The sequence below is a fragment of the Thioalkalivibrio sp. AKL7 genome, from assembly GCF_000381705.1.
Taxonomy (GTDB): domain Bacteria; phylum Pseudomonadota; class Gammaproteobacteria; order Ectothiorhodospirales; family Ectothiorhodospiraceae; genus Thioalkalivibrio; species Thioalkalivibrio versutus.
Window position 1 is genome coordinate 402,480 of the sequence record NZ_KB906948.1, and the last position, 18,421, is coordinate 420,900.

Annotated in this window: 16 protein-coding genes and 1 other RNA gene; 15 read left to right on the forward strand and 2 right to left on the reverse strand. The window is 68.8% G+C overall.

Annotation, left to right across the window (positions count from 1 at the left end):
* Position 1: 1 nt before the first annotated feature.
* Both G315_RS0104805 and G315_RS0104810 read right to left on the reverse strand, forming a co-directional pair.
* Positions 2–358 carry a YraN family protein gene (locus G315_RS0104805; RefSeq protein ID WP_019612019.1) on the reverse strand — a complete coding sequence of 119 codons (357 nt, stop codon included), beginning with the start codon at positions 356–358 and terminating at the stop codon, positions 2–4.
* Positions 359–2,218 carry a penicillin-binding protein activator gene (locus G315_RS0104810; protein ID WP_019612020.1) on the reverse strand — a complete coding sequence of 620 codons (1,860 nt, stop codon included), beginning with the start codon at positions 2,216–2,218 and terminating at the stop codon, positions 359–361. It abuts the gene before it with no gap.
* Between the two features lie 78 nt (positions 2,219–2,296).
* Here G315_RS0104810 and rsmI point away from each other — a divergent pair, with 78 nt between their 5' ends.
* From rsmI to G315_RS0104880, 15 genes are all read left to right on the forward strand, one after another.
* Entirely contained in the window at positions 2,297–3,136 is an 840-nt protein-coding gene (gene rsmI / locus G315_RS0104815; RefSeq protein WP_196801695.1) for a 16S rRNA (cytidine(1402)-2'-O)-methyltransferase, read from the forward strand.
* A 307-nt stretch (positions 3,137–3,443) separates the two neighbouring features.
* Positions 3,444–3,795: RNase P RNA component class A (gene rnpB / locus G315_RS13855), an RNA gene on the forward strand.
* A 286-nt stretch (positions 3,796–4,081) separates the two neighbouring features.
* A complete protein-coding gene (gene mraZ, locus G315_RS0104820) occupies positions 4,082–4,522 on the forward strand; it encodes a division/cell wall cluster transcriptional repressor MraZ (RefSeq protein ID WP_018144475.1) in 441 nt (146 codons plus the stop codon).
* Between the two features lie 5 nt (positions 4,523–4,527).
* Positions 4,528–5,454, forward strand: a complete 927-nt coding sequence (rsmH, locus tag G315_RS0104825) for a 16S rRNA (cytosine(1402)-N(4))-methyltransferase RsmH (protein WP_018144474.1) — start codon at positions 4,528–4,530, stop codon at positions 5,452–5,454.
* Positions 5,454–5,738 carry a cell division protein FtsL gene (ftsL, locus tag G315_RS0104830; RefSeq protein WP_018144473.1) on the forward strand — a complete coding sequence of 95 codons (285 nt, stop codon included), beginning with the start codon at positions 5,454–5,456 and terminating at the stop codon, positions 5,736–5,738. Before rsmH ends, ftsL begins: the two co-directional genes overlap by 1 nt.
* Complete coding sequence (locus G315_RS0104835) at positions 5,726–7,441, forward strand: penicillin-binding protein 2 (RefSeq protein WP_019612022.1); 1,716 nt, start codon at positions 5,726–5,728, stop codon at positions 7,439–7,441. The genes ftsL and G315_RS0104835 overlap by 13 nt, the downstream gene beginning before the upstream one ends.
* Positions 7,438–8,979: a UDP-N-acetylmuramoyl-L-alanyl-D-glutamate--2,6-diaminopimelate ligase gene (locus tag G315_RS0104840; RefSeq protein WP_019612023.1), complete on the forward strand. Its 1,542-nt coding sequence runs from the start codon at positions 7,438–7,440 to the stop codon at positions 8,977–8,979. The genes G315_RS0104835 and G315_RS0104840 overlap by 4 nt, the downstream gene beginning before the upstream one ends.
* A complete protein-coding gene (gene murF, locus G315_RS0104845) occupies positions 8,976–10,346 on the forward strand; it encodes a UDP-N-acetylmuramoyl-tripeptide--D-alanyl-D-alanine ligase (RefSeq protein ID WP_038034695.1) in 1,371 nt (456 codons plus the stop codon). Before G315_RS0104840 ends, murF begins: the two co-directional genes overlap by 4 nt.
* Complete coding sequence (mraY, locus tag G315_RS0104850; protein ID WP_018144469.1) at positions 10,327–11,409, forward strand: phospho-N-acetylmuramoyl-pentapeptide-transferase; 1,083 nt, start codon at positions 10,327–10,329, stop codon at positions 11,407–11,409. The genes murF and mraY overlap by 20 nt, the downstream gene beginning before the upstream one ends.
* 4 nt (positions 11,410–11,413) lie before the next feature.
* Entirely contained in the window at positions 11,414–12,763 is a 1,350-nt protein-coding gene (murD, locus tag G315_RS0104855) for a UDP-N-acetylmuramoyl-L-alanine--D-glutamate ligase (RefSeq protein WP_018144468.1), read from the forward strand.
* Complete coding sequence (gene ftsW / locus G315_RS0104860) at positions 12,760–13,965, forward strand: putative lipid II flippase FtsW (RefSeq protein WP_019612026.1); 1,206 nt, start codon at positions 12,760–12,762, stop codon at positions 13,963–13,965. The genes murD and ftsW overlap by 4 nt, the downstream gene beginning before the upstream one ends.
* Complete coding sequence (gene murG, locus G315_RS0104865) at positions 13,962–15,056, forward strand: undecaprenyldiphospho-muramoylpentapeptide beta-N-acetylglucosaminyltransferase (protein WP_026338821.1); 1,095 nt, start codon at positions 13,962–13,964, stop codon at positions 15,054–15,056. The genes ftsW and murG overlap by 4 nt, the downstream gene beginning before the upstream one ends.
* Positions 15,053–16,483 carry a UDP-N-acetylmuramate--L-alanine ligase gene (murC, locus tag G315_RS0104870; RefSeq protein WP_019612028.1) on the forward strand — a complete coding sequence of 477 codons (1,431 nt, stop codon included), beginning with the start codon at positions 15,053–15,055 and terminating at the stop codon, positions 16,481–16,483. Before murG ends, murC begins: the two co-directional genes overlap by 4 nt.
* Positions 16,480–17,442, forward strand: a complete 963-nt coding sequence (gene murB, locus G315_RS0104875; protein ID WP_019612029.1) for a UDP-N-acetylmuramate dehydrogenase — start codon at positions 16,480–16,482, stop codon at positions 17,440–17,442. Before murC ends, murB begins: the two co-directional genes overlap by 4 nt.
* Entirely contained in the window at positions 17,439–18,377 is a 939-nt protein-coding gene (locus tag G315_RS0104880; protein WP_018144463.1) for a D-alanine--D-alanine ligase, read from the forward strand. Before murB ends, G315_RS0104880 begins: the two co-directional genes overlap by 4 nt.
* Positions 18,378–18,421 lie beyond the last annotated feature (44 nt).

Consider the following 18,421-nt stretch of genomic DNA (forward strand, 5'->3'; position numbering starts at 1 on the left):
CTCACGGGGTGGATGCCTGGATGGCGTCCTGCAGCCACTCGATCCGGTCCTGGCCATCCAGGGTCATCACATCAAAGCGGACCGGGCCGTTCCAGGTGCTTTCCTGCAGGTACGCCTCGGCCACCCGCAACAGGCGTTCACGCTTGCGCCGGTCGATGCTCTCTGCGCCGCCACCAAAGCCCGGGTGGCTGCGCTTGCGTACTTCCACCAGCACCAGGGTATCGTCCTCGAGTGCGACCAGGTCGAGCTCGCCGTAAGGCCGGCGGACGTTACGCGCACGGATCTGCAGCCCGTGTGCCTCCAGGTAGTCCGCGGCTCGCTTCTCGGCGGCCTGCCCCGAGGCACCCGGGCGAAACACTCAGGACCCTCCGGCGTGTACGTCGATGCGTCGGGGCTCGCCGCCCTCGAAGCGCGCCCAGGCCGGTTCTCTCACCCACTCGTGGTTGAAGGGGTTCAGGCTCCAGGTGCCAGCGCCGCCGGTTAGCTGATGATGGGGGGCGTTGCGAATCCCGTCCTGGCGCAGGCTCAGGCGCATCGCGTCCATGCCCAGGGCGACGAACCGGGGGAGTGCCTCGTCGCGCGCTTGTTCGTCGTTCGCCAGCGGGCTCACCCGGTCGAACAGCCGGGGGGTATCGGGGAACACGATCCCGTTGAGATCGGCGTCGCGATCGGCATCCGGGCGTCCGGAATAAACATGGGGCGTGGCCATCATCGGGAGTTGGCTGGCCCGGTGGAAATGGAGATGCGGCACGATGCGCCGAACTTGCGGCGCCGTGCCGGCAATGAAGAGGTGGTCCACATCCGCACGCACCTGAGGGTCGCCTTCCAGTTCCAGCCCGGTCCGGCGTGCCACATCGCGAATGCGCGCCTCGCTCTGCTGGATGCCGAGTGCGTTGCCAATGGTGGCGTTCAGCTCCCCGGCGCTGGGCTGGATGCGAATGACGTCTCGCGGGCGCCGGTCCTCGTCGGCCAATGCCGCCCGGAAGGCACTTGCCACGCGATCGCCGAAGGCCCCTTCCGGCAGGAGCACCAGCGGGTGATGCCAGCCGGCGCGGGCCGCCCGGTCGGCCACCGCGCGGGCATCCTCTTCCGGATTCAAGGCCAGCGTTGTGAGTTCGCTGGGGGTCGAGACTTCCGTGCGGTTCAGCAGGATGGTCGGGAGGGTCTGATCGCTAGCGGCCACCTGGCTTACTGACTCACGCCGCAGCGGACCGATGATGCGCGCGACGCCGGAGTCCACGCCACGCCGGTACAGGGCGGCCGCGCCGTCCGGCTCGCCGCGCGTGTCGCGCACGATCAGCCGGCCGTTGCCGCCACCCTCCGCGTAGTAGGCGCGGGTGATTCCGTCGAGTATGGCGTTGCCCAGTGCGGCCAGGTCGCCCGACAGTGGCAGCAGCACCAGGGTGTCCCCAGGCGCGTCCGCGACCAGCGGGTGGCTGGCGACGAGTTCCGGCAGCAGGCTGTTGGCCGGATGCGCGGGATGGCGCTCGCGCCACAATCCGGCGGCCAGGTGCGCCTGTTCCTCGGTATCGGCGGCGCGCAGCAGTCGGAACAGGCTGACCCAGGCATCCCCATCCGGCGGGTGGTTGCCCACGATCCGGTCGCGCTGGGCCGGGCGCAGGGCTGCGAGCAGCCCCCATATGCGCTGCTGGTTCTCGGCGTGTGTGTCGGGCTCCATGATCAGCAGGCGGTCCAGGCGCAGCCGGGTGTCCAGGGCCTGATACCATTGGCTCTCCTGTTCCAGCATCCGGGCGTGCAGGGCAAGCCCCTGGCGATAGATCTCCGGGGATCGCGTGGGGTCGTCCGGGTCGTCTGCACCCAGTCGTTCGCGGGCGAGCTCCCAATCCCGTTGCGCTGCTGCGAGTCGCGCGCCTAGAAGGCGGGCTTCCTGGGTGTCCCGCTCGGCGTCGGGAAGCTCGGCCCACAGGGCTTCGGCCCGGTCCAGCTGGTCCGGCGTCGCGGGGTCGAGCGCCAGCACGGCCTCGATGGCGCGGCGCACCAGGTCGGGCTCCGGCCGCGAGCGGGCCTCGCTCAGCAGCAGGCTGGCGCGCACCTCGGGAGGCAGTTCGGCCAGGTCCGGCCGGACCTCGGCGTCCGGGGTCGGCTCCGGGTCCGGGCGCGGCGTGGCGCAGCCCACCACGATGGCCGTGGCCAGCAGCAACAGGGCAAGACGGGACAGGGGCCGGGTATGCCCGGCGCGTTCGGGGATTCGGGTCACGATAGCGGTTCGTCAGCGAATGAGGAGTCAGTATTGAAAGCGCATCAGGCCGTGTCAACGAACTGGGGCACGTTGTGGGTGGTGGCTACCCCGATTGGTAATCTTGGAGATATGAGCCCGCGGGCGGGCGAGGTCCTCGGTCGGGTGCAGCGCATTGCGGCGGAGGATACGCGACACAGCGCCGGGCTGCTGGCCCATCTGGGCGTCCACACGCCGCTGGTCAGCCTGCACGAGCATAACGAGGCGGAGCGTATTCCCTCGCTGCTGGAGGCGCTGAAGGCGGGGGAGTCCGTCGCGCTGATTTCCGATGCCGGCACGCCGCTGGTGTCGGACCCGGGTTTTCGGCTAGTGAGGGCGGCGCGCGAGGCCGGGTTGGATGTGCGCGCCGTACCGGGTCCCAGTGCGCCTCTGGCTGCGCTGGCGGTGGCCGGGCTGCCGTCCGACCGCTTCTGCTTCGAGGGCTTCCTGCCGCATGCCGCCGGGGCGCGCCAGCGGCGGCTGGAGGCATTGCTGGTCCAGCCGGTGACCACCATTTTGTTCGAATCGTCGCACCGTGTTCGCGCGGCCGCCGCCAACCTGGCGCAGCTGGCACCGGGGCGAGAGGTCTTCCTGGCGCGGGAGTTGACCAAACAATTCGAGGAGCACTATCGCGGCCCCGCCGGCGAACTGCCGGGCTGGCTGGATGCCGACAGCAACCGCACCCGCGGCGAGTTCGTGCTGATCCTGGGGCCGGCGCCCGCGCCTGACACGGGGGGCGAGGCCGACATTCCCCTGTCCGACGAGCACGAGCGCCTGCTCGCGGCACTGCTGCACGAACTCCCCCTCAAGCGCGCGGCACGCCTGCTCTCCGATGCCACCGACCTGCCGCGTAACCGCGTCTACGCCCGCGCCCTCGCCCTCAAGGACGCCGGAGGATAGGACGGTTTGGGTCCGCAATGAAGCGTGCGCAGACACGCAGCGGATCAAGGTCAGAAGCCATCGGCAGGAAGGTCTGGAAGACCGGCAATAATCATTGTTGGCGGGGATGGCTGGCTGCCTGCGTTCCGGCATCGTGGCGATAACCCTGTCGTTTCGTTGAATTGATTGCCTTCCGATCGTCCCCTCTTCCTGTGGACTGCTCGTGACGTCCTTCGTGTCTTGGTGTGCTTCGTTGTGGACGGAGGCCCTTGGGGCAGGCCGTTGAAAAGGCTTGCGTTCGCGCACGCGGCGGCGTACAAGGAGCGCGGGAGTCGGCCAGGCAGTCGCTGCATCCTCGGATGTGGAGGAAAGTCCGGGCTCCATAGGGCAGGACGCCAGGTAACGCCTGGGCGGCGCGAGCCGACGGAAAGTGCCGCAGAAAACATACCGCCGATGGCCCGGTTCGCCGGGTACAGGTAAGGGTGAAATGGTGCGGTAAGAGCGCACCGCGCGACTGGTAACAGTTCGTGGCAGGGTAAACCCCGTCCGGAGCAAGGCCAAATAGGGGTGCATGGTGTGGCCCGCATCGCACCCGGGTAGGCTGCTCGAGGCGTCCGGTGACGGACGTCCCAGATGAATGACTGTCCTCGACAGAACCCGGCTTACGGCCGGCTCCCACTTTTTCCCACGATCAAGCCCCCGCGGCCGCCCCGGTCTGCGCGTACACGGCTGTGTGTGCGGCAAACTTGTAAGGTGATGCATTAAGTTTGAGCCTCAACGCGAGGCTTTTAATACCCTTCTCCCCGCTCTTTCGTCCGCCTCGGGGTGGATGCGCTAAGTCTCTGTGATTCAACGCTTATTTTTCGTTTTTCGGGGTCGATTTTCTTGACTCTGGAGGATGCCCGTACCTATAGTGTCGGAAAGTGGGTCAAAGTGGGGAAAGGTGGGTAACCACCGTTATCAGCGATGTTTCGAGGCGTTAGCCAGCTCAATCTGGATGCGAAGGGCCGCCTGGCCATGCCGGCGCGGTATCGCGACGACCTCGCTGCGAGCTGCAACAGTCAGCTGGTGATCACGGTTGATCCCTCCCGCTGCCTGCTCTTGTACCCGTTCCCCGAGTGGGAGCGCATTGAGCAGAACCTGATGTCCCGCCCCAACATGAATCCCAAGGTGCGCAATCTGCAGCGCCTGCTGGTGGGCCATGCCACCGAGTGCGAGCTGGACGGCAGCGGCCGCCTGTTGCTGCCCCCGCCCCTGCGTCAGTACGCCGGCCTGGAAAAGCGGGTGGTGCTGCTGGGCCAGGGCAAGAAGTTCGAGATCTGGGGCGAGGCCGCCTGGGAGGAGACCTGCGCCCAGGTGCTGGGGGGTGACGTGGATGATGAAGCGCTCGAGTCCATCGCGTTGTGACGGACATGGAAGCCGTCTCCCACATCCCGGTGCTGCGCGACGCGGTGCTGGAGGGCCTGGCCGTGCGCGCTGACGGCTTTTACGTCGATGGCACCTTCGGCCGCGGTGGACACAGCCGGGCGATCCTGGATCGCCTGGGCCCGGACGGCCGGCTGCTGGCCATGGATCGCGATCCGGAGGCCGCCACGGCGGCCGCCTCCTTTGCCGATGATCCGCGTTTTGCCTTCGAGGCCGCGCCGTTCTCGACCATGGCCGCCACGCTGGAACGGCGTTCGCCGGACCGGGGTCCGGACGGCGTCTTTCTGGACCTGGGCGTGTCCTCGCCCCAGCTGGATACGCCCGAGCGCGGATTCAGTTTCCAGCACGACGGCCCGCTGGACATGCGCATGGATCCGAACAGCGGCGAGAGCGCCGCCGAGTGGCTGGCGCGGGCCGACGAGACCGAGATCGCGAATGTGATCTATCAATACGGCGAGGAGCGCCACTCGCGGCGCATTGCCCGGGCCATTGTGGCTGCACGCACCGAGGCACCCCTTAGCCGCACCGGCGAACTGGCCGAGATCGTTCGCCGGGCGGTCCCGAAACGCGAGCCCGGAAAGCACCCGGCCACTCGAACCTTCCAGGCGCTGCGCATCTTCGTGAACGAGGAGCTGTCCGAGCTGGAGCAGTGGCTGGCGACGATCCCCGATGTGCTCCCGCCTGGTGCGCGGCTGGTGGTGATCAGCTTCCATTCACTGGAAGACCGACTGGTAAAGCAGGCCCTGCGCAAGCCGGTGTCGAGCGTGCGCCTGCCGCGCGGCCTTCCGGTGATGCCGGAGGAGCCGGAGCGCAAGCTGCGCCCGGTCGGCAAGCCGATCCATGCCGATCGCGAGGAGCAGCGCATCAATCCGCGTTCGCGCTCGGCCGTGCTGCGTGTCGGAGAGCGGCTCTGATGGTTGCGCGCGGGCTCCTGGCGGTGGCGCTGGCAACCGCGGTGTTTGCCTCGGCGGTTGGGGTTGTGGCGGCCAAGCATGAGTCGCGCCAGGCCTTTATCGACCAGCAGCAGGCATTGAGCCAGCGCGATGTCCTGAATCTCGAGTGGACGCAGTTGCAGATCGAGCAATCGACCTGGGCGACCCAGGGCCGGGTCGAGGAGCAGGCGCGCGAGCGTCTCGACATGATTCAGCCCGATTCGGATCGCATCGTGGTGATCGGGGGTAGCTCGTGGGCGCGCTGAAGCGGCAGATCAGTGGTGGCCGTCTGAAGGTCGTGATCGCCGTGTTCGCCGTCGCGAGCGCCGCGTTGCTGTTGCGCGCCGTCGATCTGCAGGTCCTGGAGCGCGACTTCCTGACCAAGCAGGGCGAGCAGCGCCAGGTGCGCACCCTGACCGAGTCCGCGAACCGCGGCATGATTACCGACCGTCACGGCGAACCCCTGGCCATTTCGGCCCCGGTGCAGACCGCCTGGGCCAACCCGCAGGACTTGATGGGCCAGCGCGAGCGCTGGCCGGATTTGGCCGCGGCGTTGGAGGTGGAGCCGGACTGGCTGGCGGAGCGTATCGAGGCGCGTGCCTCGCGCGAATTCATCTACCTGCGCCGCCAAATGTTGCCGGATCAGGCCGAGCGCGTAGCGGCCCTGCGCATCCAGGGCGTCGGCCTGACACGCGAATTCCGGCGTTATTACCCGCATGGCGAGGCCACCTCGCATGTGCTGGGCTATACCAATATCGACGACCAGGGCCAGGAGGGCGTGGAACTGGCCTTTGACCAGTGGTTGTCCGGTCATCCGGGCGCCAAGCGGGTGCTGCGCGACCGTTATGGCCGCAGCATCCGTGATGTCGCCAGTATCCGCCCCGCGCGTGACGGCAACACCCTGGCCCTGACCCTGGATCAGCGCCTGCAGTATCTGGCGTACCGCGAACTGAAGACCGCGGTCGCCGAACACAATGCCCGTGGCGGCTCCGCTGTCCTTCTGGACGCCCGCAGCGGCGAGATCCTGGCGCTGGTCAATCAGCCCGGATTCAACCCGAACAATCGCGGCGCTATCCGTTCCGATCGCGCCCGCAACCGGGCCATCACCGATACCATGGAGCCCGGGTCGGTGCTGAAGCCGTTTACCGTGGCGGCCGCCCTGGATGCCGGTGTGGTGGATGCCAACACCACGCTGGAGACCGGCCCCGGCACCATGCGGGTGGGGCGCCTGACCGTGCGCGACCTGCGCGATTACGGGACGATCGACCTCACCACCCTGATCGCCCGTTCGAGCAATGTCGGGGCCACACAGCTGGCTTTGGATACCCCCGCGGATCGTTTCTGGAAGACCCTCCATCAGGCGGGCTTCGGGCAGGCGCTGGGTACCCATTTCCCGGGCGAGGCCACGGGGCGGCTGCGCGATTTCACCACCTGGCGCGAGGTCGAACAGGCCACGCTCGGTTATGGCTACGGGCTGTCGTTGTCGCCGTTGCAGATGGCGGCCTCCTACACCGCCTTTGCCAATGGCGGCGAGCGGGTGCCGGTGCGTCTGGTGCGCACCGCCGACGATCTGCGCGAGTCGGCGCAGGTGATGACTCCGCGTACTGCCCGCCAGGTGCTGGCAATGATGGAACATGTGATCGGTACCGAGGGCACCGCGCGCCAGGCGGCGATCGACGGTTACCGCGTGGCCGGCAAGACCGGTACCAGCCGCAAGAGCGGTCCGGGCGGTTATACCGAGGACCGCTATTTTTCGAGTTTCGTCGGCCTGGCCCCGGCCTCCGATCCGCGTTTTGTCATGGCCGTGGTGATCGACGAGCCGGACGCGGGCGTCTACTACGGTGGGGCGGTCGCCGCGCCGGTGTTCCGTAATGTCGTCGGTTCGGCCCTGCGTATGTTCAACGTGCGCCCGGACGCGATGCCGGAGGTCCCCATGCGCCTGGCGGCGGATCACGAGGGGACGACATGATGGCCGCCCGGGATACCCGAGGCGAGGCTCGACCGGTGCTGGGCGATTTGTTGCCGGCCGATCTCCTGCGCCCCGACCTGGCGGACTTGCCAGTCGCCGACCTGGTTCAGGACAGCCGCCGGGTCGCGCCCGGCACAGCCTTTGTGGCCCTGGCCGGCACGCACGGCCATGGCCTGGCGCATGCCGCCGATGCCGTGGCACGGGGTGCCGGCGTGATCCTGTGGGACGAGGCCGAAACTCCGAAAGCGCCATTGGCGGTGCCGACGCTTCATGTCCCGGGCCTGCGGGAACGGCTGCCGCAGATGGCGCGCGGATTGTTCGGTAGCTGGCCGGAGGCGGCCTCGCTGGTGGCGGTGACCGGTACCGACGGCAAGACCTCGGTCACGCACCTGATCGCGCTGGCCCTGGAGACCCTGGGTCGGCCCACCGGTCTGATCGGCACGCTCGGCGTCGGGCGACCGGGCCACCTGGTGGATACCGGACACACGACCCCGGGCGTACTGGACCTGCATCGCCACCTGGCCGAGCTGGCTGCGGCCGGTTGTGGTGCCGTGGCGCTGGAGGCCTCCTCGCACGGTTTGGCACAAGGGCGCCTCGCCGGAGCCCCGATCAGCGTCGGGGTGCTCACCCGACTGAGCTCCGATCACCTCGACTTCCACGGTAGTCAGGAGGCGTATGCGGCAGCCAAGGCGCGGCTGTTTGTCTGGCCTGGCCTGCAAACGGCGGTCCTGAATATCGATGATGCCTTTGGACGCCAGGTTGTGCAGCATCTGCCGGCGGGCGTTCAGGCCCTGACCTACAGTGCACTGGGTGCACCCGCCGATCTGCGCGCCCGGGACGTGGAGGCCACAGCCGAAGGGCTGCGTTTCACCCTCGAGGCCGACGGCCGGGCTTATCCGGTTCGTTCCACCCTGTTCGGCCTGTTCCAGGTCGGCAATCTGCTGGCGACTCTCGCCACCCTGCAGGGCCTCGGGGTGGAGCGCGAGGAGGCGATCGCGGCAGTCGCCGAACTCCCCGGCGTGCCCGGCCGCATGGAGCGCTTCCCGCTCGCGAACGGGGCCTTGGCGGTGGTCGATTATGCGCATACCACCCAGGCCCTGGAGGCTGCATTGCAGGCGCTTCGACCCCATGTACGCGGGCGCCTGAGCGTGGTGTTCGGCTGCGGCGGCGACCGCGATCGAGGCAAGCGCCCGGCAATGGGCCAGGTGGCCTGCCGGGAGGCCGACGTGATCTTCGTGACCGATGACAACCCGCGCGGAGAAGACCCGGCCGAGATCCGCGCCGAGATCCTTGCCGGCTGCGCCGATTCCGCCGAATGCCACGAGATTGGCGATCGCGCAACGGCGATTGCCAGTGCGCTGGCCGAGGCCGTGGCCGGGGATGTGGTGCTGGTGGCCGGTAAGGGTCACGAGACGACCCAGGAGATCCGCGGTCAGCGCTATCCGTTCAGCGACCGCGAACAGGTGCAGGCCCGGGCGGGCCGGCACCCGCAGGACTTGCGTGGCCAGGACCGCGCGATCAGGGGGGAGGGACAATGATTCGAATGACCAGCCAGGAATTGGCCGAGGCGGTCCATGGGCGCCTGCAAGGGGTGCCCGACACGGCCTTCGAGGGCGTGTTTACGGACACTCGCGAGCCGCGCCCGGGAGCGCTATTCATCGCGTTGAAGGGGCCGAATTTCGATGCCCACGAACAGGTCGGCGCCGACCTCCCGGCGACCGTGCTGCTGGTGGAGCGGGCGCTCGATGTGCCACAGCCGCAGATCATCGTGGCCGATACCCGCGAGGCCCTGGGCCGCCTGGGCCGCCATTGGCGGCGCCAGAGCCGCGCGCGCGTGATTGCCCTGACCGGCTCCAATGGCAAGACCACGACCAAGGAGATGCTCCGCTGCATCCTTGAGGGGGTGGGGTCGGTGCATGCCACCGCGGGCAATCTGAATAACGAGATCGGCGTGCCGCTGACATTGCTGGCGATGCCCTGTGAAGTCGACTATGCGGTCATCGAACTGGGCGCGAATCATGCCGGTGAGATCGGGCGCATGGCGCGCTGGGTCGAACCGCAGGTCGCGATGATCACCAATGCCGGACGCGCACATCTCGAGGGCTTCGGCAGCCTGGAGGGCGTCGCCCATGCCAAGGCCGAGATCTACTCCGGTCTCCCGGCCCAGGGCGGCACCGCGGTCATCAATCTGGATGATCCGTTTGCCGACTACTGGCTGTCGCTGAACGAGCATCACCACTGCCAGCGCTTCTCGCTGGAGGGTGGCGGCGAGGTGGAAGGCATGTGGCAGGCCTCGGACCGGCTGCGTCTGTCCATCCTCGGGGCCGTCCGCGATCTGCGCCTGGCCGGCCCCGGTCGCCACGTCGCAGCCAATGCCGTGGCGGCTGCTGCCGCGGCGAACGCGGTCGGTATCGGGATTGACCGAATCGTCGACGGGCTCACCCGCTGGAAGCCGGTGCGGGGACGTCTGCAGGAGCTGTGGCACGTCAGCGGCGCGCGGATTTGGGACGACAGCTACAACGCCAATCCGGACTCGCTGCGGGCCGGGCTCGAGGTGCTGGCGGCGATGCCCGGTCGGCGCATCCTGGTGCTGGGTGCCATGGGTGAACTGGGCGCCGCCACGCCGGCGTTGCACCGGGAAACCGGGCGCCTGGCCCGCGCGGTGGGTATCGAACACTGCCTGGCGCTGGGCGAGGCCGCGCGCGACAGTGCCGAGGGCTTTGGCGACGGCGGCGAGTGGTTTGCCGACCACGCCGCGCTGCGCTCGCGCCTGGAGGACCTCCTGGGGGAGGGCACCACGGTCCTGGTAAAGGGCTCGCGCAGCCAGCACATGGAACAGATCATCGAGGGGCTGCACCTGGCCTCGTCAGCGCCGGAGGTGGCGAATGCTGTTCGCGCTGACTGAATACCTGAGTCTGTTCTATTCCGGCTTCACGGTCTTTCAGTACCTGACCGTTCGCGCCATCCTCGGGGTGGTGACCGCACTGGCGATCGCGCTGTTGATCGGGCCGGCGATGATCCGCCGCCTGACGGTCGGCAATGTCGGCCAGCAGATCCGCGATGACGGTCCCGAGTCGCACCTGACCAAGGCCGGCACGCCGACCATGGGCGGTGCCCTGATTCTGGTGGCAGTGGCGGCGGCGACCCTGCTGTGGAGCGATCTGACCAACCGCTTCGTCTGGCTCGTGCTGCTGACCACCCTGGCGTTCGGCGCCGTGGGCGGCTGGGATGACTACCTGAAGCTGCGCTACGGCAACAGCAAGGGCCTGTCGGCGCGCGCCAAGCTCCTGTGGCAGACGCTGTTCGCCCTGGTCGCCGCGGGGGTGATCATGTACACCGCGCAGGGGCCGGTGGAGACGACCTTTTACCTGCCGGTGTTCAAGGACATCCAGTTCAGCCTGGGCTGGCTGTTCATCCCGCTGGTCTGGCTGGTGGTCGTGGGGTCCTCCAATGCCGTGAACCTGACCGATGGGCTGGATGGCCTGGCTATCATGCCGGCGGTGCTGGTGGCCGGCGCCCTGGGCGTGTTCGCCTACGCGGCGGGCCATGCGGTATTCGCCGACTATCTCGGTATTCCGGCGGTACCCGGCGTGGGCGAAGTGGTGATCTTTACCTCCGCCCTGGTCGGCGCCGGGCTGGGATTCCTGTGGTTCAACACCTACCCGGCGCAGGTCTTCATGGGCGACGTCGGGGCGCTCGCGCTGGGCGCAGCCCTGGGCATGCTGGCGATCATCACCCGGCAGGAGATCGTGTTGCTGATCATGGGTGGCATCTTCGTGCTGGAGACGCTTTCGGTGATGCTCCAGGTCGCCTCTTTCAAGCTCACTGGGCGGCGGATCTTCCGCATGGCGCCGCTGCACCACCACTTCGAACTCAAGGGCTGGCCGGAGCCGCGCGTGATCGTGCGTTTCTGGATCCTGACCGTGGTGTTCGTTCTCATCGGTCTCGCGACCCTGAAGGTGCGCTGATCCCATGACGCGAACCGGCGACAACAACCTGATCGTGGGCCTCGGGGCGACCGGCGTGTCGGTTGCCCGCTTCCTGCGTGCGCAGGGTCAGCCGTTCGCGATCACCGATACCCGCGTGGCGCCGGCCGCGCTGGAGACCGAGGGGGCCAAGGCCTGGCTGGCCGATGCCTGGGTCGGGCCGCTGGATCGACTGGACGCCTCGGGCTTTGCCCGCATCATCGTCTCGCCCGGGGTCGCACTGGAGCACCCTGTCCTGCAACGGGCGCGTGCCGCCGGTGCCCGCCTGACCGGAGACATCGACCTGTTCGCCGAGCATGCGGGCGCCCCAGTCATCGCGATTACCGGCTCCAACGGAAAGAGCACGGTGACCGCGCTGGTCGGCGAGTTGCTGCGCGCCGCCGGCCTGCGGGTGGCGGTGGGTGGTAACTACGGCACCCCGGCGCTGGACCTGCTGGAGCAGGCCCCGGACCTGTACGTGCTGGAGCTGTCCAGCTTCCAGCTGGAGCGCAGCGACATGTTGGCGCCAGCGGCCGCCGCCATCCTGAATATCTCGCCTGATCACCTGGATCGCTACGCCGATCTGGATGCGTATGTGCGTGCCAAGGCCCGTATCCTGGATCGCGCCGGGCGTGGTGTGTTGAACCGCGAGGACGCCTGGCTGCGCGAGATCGCCCTGCCGCCGGGTCTGAAGGTGATCTCCTTCGGTCTCGATGCGCCGGCCGGCGCGGACGATTTCGGAGTGCGCCCGTCGAGCGCGGATGCTCCGGACCTGGTGCGCGGTGACCAGGTCCTTCTCTCGACCGGCCATCTGCGTCTGCGTGGGCAGCACAACTGGGCCAACGCCCTGGCCGCGCTTGCCTTGGTCTGGCCGTGGCTGGAGGCGGGCGAGCCGCGCGCACGCGCCATGGCGGCCCTGGCCGAGTTCGCCGGTCTGCCGCATCGCTCGCAGTGGATTGCCGAAGTGGGCGGTGTCGCCTACATCAATGACTCCAAGGGCACCAATGTCGGCGCGACCCTGGCGGCCCTGCGCGGTACGCCCGGGCCGCTGGTGCTGATCGCGGGCGGGAAGGGCAAGGGGCAGGACTTTTCGCCGCTGGCCGATTACGTCCCGGGCAAGGTCCGTGGTGTGGTGCTGCTCGGCGAGGACGCGCCGGCGATCGCCCGGGCCCTGGCCTCCGTGGTTCCGGTCCAGCGCGTGGACGATATGGCCGCCGCGGTTGCGCAGGCCGCTGCCTGGGCGGAACCGGGGGATACCGTCCTGCTGTCGCCCGGTTGCGCCAGCCTGGACATGTACCCGAACTATCAGGCGCGCGGCGACGACTTCGCGCACGCCGTACGGGAGCTGGCAGCATGAGTATCTCCAGCACCCGCCTCGGACTCCCGGATCGCGGCCTGGTCGCCGGCTTGCGCGATCACGTCGATCTGCCCCTGCTGGCGGTCGCGGCGATCCTGCTGGGGATTGGACTGGTGATGGTCGCGTCCGCCTCCATGGGGCTGGGCGAACGCTATTTCGGCAACACCTGGCACTTCTTCCAGCGCCAGGTCATTTTCGCCGCCATCGGGCTTGCGGTGGCGACCTTCCTCTGGGTGGTCCCGCTGGCGCGCTGGGAACGCGCCGGGCCGTGGCTGCTGATCCTGGTGATGGCGTTGCTGATCGCAGTGCTGATCCCGGGCGTCGGGCGCACGGTCAACGGCGCGACCCGCTGGATCCCGCTGGGGATGTTCAACCTGCAGGTCGCCGAGATGGTGAAGCTGCTGGTGGTGATGTACCTCGCCGGCTACATCGTGCGTCACTATTCGACGCTCCGCCTGCACTTCCTCGGTTTTATCCGCCCGCTGATCGTGCTCGGCGTGGGGACCATCCTCCTGCTGCTGCAGCCGGACTTCGGCGGCGCCGCGATCATGCTGGCGATTGGCATGGGCATGCTGTTCCTCGCCGGTGCGAAGCTTTGGCAGTTCGCCGCGCTGGCGGGCACCATCGCGGCGGGGATGGCGGTCGTCGCGGTCGCGGCGCCATACCGCGTGGCGCGCCTGACGGCGTTCCTCGATCCCTGGCAGGATCCGTTTGCCACCGGTTTCCAGCTGACCCAGTCGCTGATCGCGATCGGCTCCGGCGGCTGGTTCGGGGCCGGGCTCGGCAACAGTGTGCAGAAGCTCTTTTACCTGCCCGAGGCGCACAACGACTTCCTGTTCGCGGTGTTTGCCGAGGAGTTCGGCTTCGTCGGTGTGGTGGCCCTCATCGCGCTGTTCGCGGTCCTGGTCTGGCGCTGCATCCAGATCGGTTTGTACGCCGAGCGCGCAGGGCACGCCTTCGGCTCGCATCTGGCCTTTGGTGTGGCCATCTGGATGGGCCTGCAGGCGTTCCTGAACCTCGCGGTGAACATGGGGCTGCTTCCGACCAAGGGCCTGACCCTGCCGTTTCTCAGTTACGGTGGCAGTTCGCTGATCGTGTCGCTGGCGGCTATCGGCCTGGTGATGCGCGTGTACCGCGAGGCCCAGGTGCCCGCCCCGCGCGCCGCACCCCCGGCGCGCCGCCGGCGTGGGGGTGCCGCATGAGGGCCCCGCGCATCCTGATTATGGCCGGGGGCACCGGGGGCCATGTGTTCCCGGGCCTGGCAGTGGCCACCCTGCTGCGGGAACGCGGTGCCGAGGTGCGCTGGCTGGGCACGGCCCGCGGCGTGGAGGCGCGGCTGGTGCCGGCGGCCGGGATCGAGCTGCATACGCTTCCAATCGCCGGCATCCGCGGCAAGGGCCTGGTTGGACTGGCACTCGCACCCTGGCGGCTCGGCATTTCGCTGTGGGCCGCCCTGGGTCTGATGACGCGTCTGCGCCCGGACGCCGTGATTGGCTTTGGCGGGTTTGCCGCCGGCCCCGGGGGCCTAATGGCGGCCGCCATGGGCCGGCCGCTGGCGATCCACGAACAGAACGCCGTGGCCGGTCTGACCAATCGCTGGCTGGCGAAGGTGGCGGACCGGGTCTATGCCGGCTTCGAGCACAGCTTCCCCGAGCGGGTGGCGGTCACGGTGGTGGGCAACCCGGTGCGCGCCACGATTGCGGAACTCCCGGCGCCGGAGGCGCGCTTCGACGAGCGCGAGGGCGCCCTGAACCTCCTCGTCCTGGGCGGCAGCCTGGGCGCCCGTTCGCTCAACCGCACGCTGCCCGCCGGGCTGGCGCGCGTGGCCGTGGAGCAGCCGCTGAACATCTGTCACCAGGCGGGCGAGCGCACCCTCGACGAGGCCCAGGCCGCCTATGCGGAGGCAGGTCTGGAGGCGGAGATCAGCGCCTTTATCGAAGACATGGCCGCGGCCTATGCCTGGGCGGACCTGGTGATCTGCCGCGCCGGCGCGCTCACCGTGGCCGAGGTGGCCGCGGCCGGTGTGCCGGCGATCTTCGTGCCCTATCCACATGCGGTGGATGATCATCAGACCGCGAATGCCGAGGCCCTGGTGCAATCCGGTGCCGCCTGGCGGGTCGCGGATGCCGAGCTGGACGCTCAGCGGGTCTACGAGCTGGTCGCGCCGCTGGACCGCGAGGCCCTGCGTGCGCGTGCCTTGCTGGCCCGCGCACAGGCCCGCCCCGACACCGCACGGCGCCTGGCCGATGCCTGCATGGAAATGGCGGGCGCCCGCCGGGAGGGATCGTCATGAATGCCCCGCGCCTGCCACGCCATGCGATGCGCCGTATCCGCCGGATCCATTGTGTGGGGATCGGGGGATCCGGCATGAGCGGGATCGCCGAGGTCCTGCATCAACTGGGATATCACGTCTCGGGATCCGATCTCGGGCAGTCGGCGATGGTCGAACGCCTGAAGGGCATGGGCATCCCGGTGGTGGCGGCCCATACCGAATCGAACGTGGCCGATGCCGACGTGCTGGTGGTTTCCAGTGCGATCAATCCGAGCAACCCCGAGGTCCAGGAGGCGCGTCGGCGCGGCATCCCGATCGTGCGCCGCGCCGAGATGCTGGCCGAGCTGATGCGCTTTCGCTATGGCATCGCGGTCGCCGGGACCCATGGCAAGACCACGACCACCAGCTTGGTCGCCAGTGTGCTGGCGGAGGCCGGGATGGACCCGACGTTTGTGATTGGCGGACGCCTGAACAGCACGGCGAGCCACTCGAATCTTGGCGCCGGGGACTATCTGGTGGCCGAGGCCGACGAGAGTGACGCCTCGTTCCTGCATCTGCAGCCGATGATCAGCATCGTGACCAATATCGATGCCGACCACCTGGGGACTTATGGCAACGACTTCGGCCAGCTGCGGGCGACCTTCCTGGAATTCCTGCACCACCTGCCGTTCTACGGCATTGCCGTGCTGTGCGCCGACGACCCGCAGGTGCGCGATCTGTACCCGGAACTGGAGCGCCCGCGCCTGACCTACGGCATCGAGCAGGACGCCGACGTGCGCGCCCTGAATGTGCGCCAGGAAGGCGTGCGCATGTACTTCGACCTCGCGTTGCCCGGTCAGGCCGCGTTCCCGGTGACGCTGAACCTGCCCGGGCGCCACAACGTGCTCAATGCCCTGGCGGCGGCGGCTGTCGCGCACGAGCTGGAGGTCGCCCCCGAGGCGATCCAGGCCGCGCTGGCGCGCTTCCAGGGCATTGGCCGGCGCTTCCAGGTGCAGGAGCTGCGGACCGCACAGGGGGCCCTGACCCTGGTCGACGACTATGGTCACCACCCGCGCGAGATTGCTGCCACTCAGGCGGCCGCGCGCGATGCCTGGCCGGGCCGCCGCCGGATCACCATCTTCCAGCCGCATCGTTATACCCGCACGCGTGATCTGTTCGAGGACTTCGCCGAGGCCCTGTCCGAGACCGATGTCCTGATCCTGCTCGAGGTGTATGCCGCCGGGGAGGACCCGATCCCCAGCGCCGATGGCCGCAGCCTGGCGCGCGCCATTCGTCTGCGCGGGCGGGTGGAGCCGGTGTTTGTCGAGCGCGCAGAGGATGTGATCGGTGTGCTCGCGGGGATGCTGCGGCCGGACGATGTCGTGCTCGCCCAGGGCGCCGGCGATATTGGCCGTCTGGCCGGGCTGCTCCCGCAGCAGCTGGAAACCGCCGGCGAGGGGGGGGCATGATGGCCGCCCGCGCTGTGGACTCGCCGATGACCCCGTTCGCGCAGGCAACGCGTGGCCGGCTGGAGGCGCAGGTTCCGCTGGCCGGACTGACCTCCTGGCGTGTGGGCGGCCCGGCCGACTGGCTGTTCCAGCCGGCGGACCTTGACGACCTGGTCGCTGCCCTGCGCGACCACGCTACCCACGCGCCGCAGATGCCCGTGACCTTCCTCGGCCTGGGCAGCAACGTCCTGATCCGTGACGGCGGGCTGGATGGCCTGGTCGTGCATCTTTCCGGAGTGCTGAACGAACGCCGGCGCCTGGACGGCGATCGCCTGCTGCTTGGGGCGGGGCTGGCCTGCGCCCAGGCCGCGCGTTTCGGGGCCCGCGAGGGGCTGGTCGGGGCCGAGTTCCTGGCCGGCATCCCCGGGACCGTAGGCGGCGCGCTGCGGATGAACGCCGGCGCCTGGGGTGGCGAGATCTGGCCGCTGGTGGAGGCGGTCTTCACGGTGGATGCGCGCGGCGAACTGCATACCCGCACTCCCGCGGACTACACGATCGGCTACCGCAGTGTCCACGGCCCCGCGGCGGAGTGGTTCACCGGCTGCGTGTTGCAGCTGGCCGCGGGTGACCCTGGCGTCGGGACCCGGCGCATCCGCGAGTTGCTGCGCGAACGATCCGCGAAGCAGCCGCTGGGGTTGCCGTCCTGCGGGTCCGTGTTCCGCAACCCGGAGGGCGATCACGCCGCGCGCCTGGTCGAGGCCGCCGGGCTGAAGGGACTGCGCCACGGGGCGGCGGAGATCTCCCCCAAGCACGCGAATTTCATCACCCACGACGGCAGCGCGCGCGCCGCCGATATCGAATGGTTGCTGCGTCATGCCCAGGACGAGGTGCAGCGGCAGTTCGGGGTGCACCTGGAGCCCGAGGTCCGGGTCCTGGGTCGGCCAGGGGCTACGCACGAGGCAAGCGAGGGAACGGCATGAGCAAGCGAAGTGCACAAGATTATGGCCGTGTCGCGGTCCTGATGGGTGGCTGGTCCGGCGAGCGCGAGGTCTCGCTGCAAAGTGGTCAGGCGGTGCTGGCGGCACTGCAGCGCCAGGGTGTCGATGCCCATCCCCTGGACCTGACCCGCGAGACGGCTCGCTGCCTGGCCCTGGAGAACTTCGACCGGGTCTTCATCGTGCTCCACGGGGAGTGCGGCGAGGACGGGACCCTGCAGGGCTGTCTGGACATGGCGGGCATGCCCTACACCGGGACCGGCGTGCTCGGTTCCGCGCTGGGCATGGACAAGCTGGCCTGCAAGCGGCTGTGGGCGGGGAGCAATCTGCCGAGCGCCCCCTATCGTCTGCTCACGCCGGGGTTCGACCCCGACGCGGTGGCCGATGCACTGGGCCTGCCATTGATCGTGAAGCCCGCGCGCGGCGGCTCCAGCCTGGGGATCACACGGGTGGATCGGGTGGCCGATCTGCCGGCCGCCTTCGAGGCCGCGCGGCTGCAGCCGGGGCAGGTGTTCGCGGAGCAGTGGATCAGCGGACGCGAGTACACCGTCGCGATCCTCGGCAACGAGCCGTTGCCGGTGGTGGAGATTCGCACCCCGGGCGGTTTCTACGATTACCACGCCAAGTACGAGGCCGACGATACCGGCTATATCTGCCCGCCGCCGCTGGATTCCAGCGCGTTGCTGGAGTTGCAGTCCATGGCCATCGCCGCCTTCGCGACGCTGGAGGGTTGCGGCTGGGGACGAGTGGACATCCTGCAGGACGAACATGGCGAGAATTTCCTGATCGAGGTGAACACGATCCCGGGCATGACCGATCACTCGCTGGTGCCCAAGGCCGCCGCGCAGGCGGGCATCGACTTCGACGAGCTGTGCCTGCGCATCCTCGATTCCAGTTTCGAGTGTGGAGGACTGCGTTGAACGCACGCCGCACAACGCGACCCGCGCGCCGCCCGCAGGCGCGA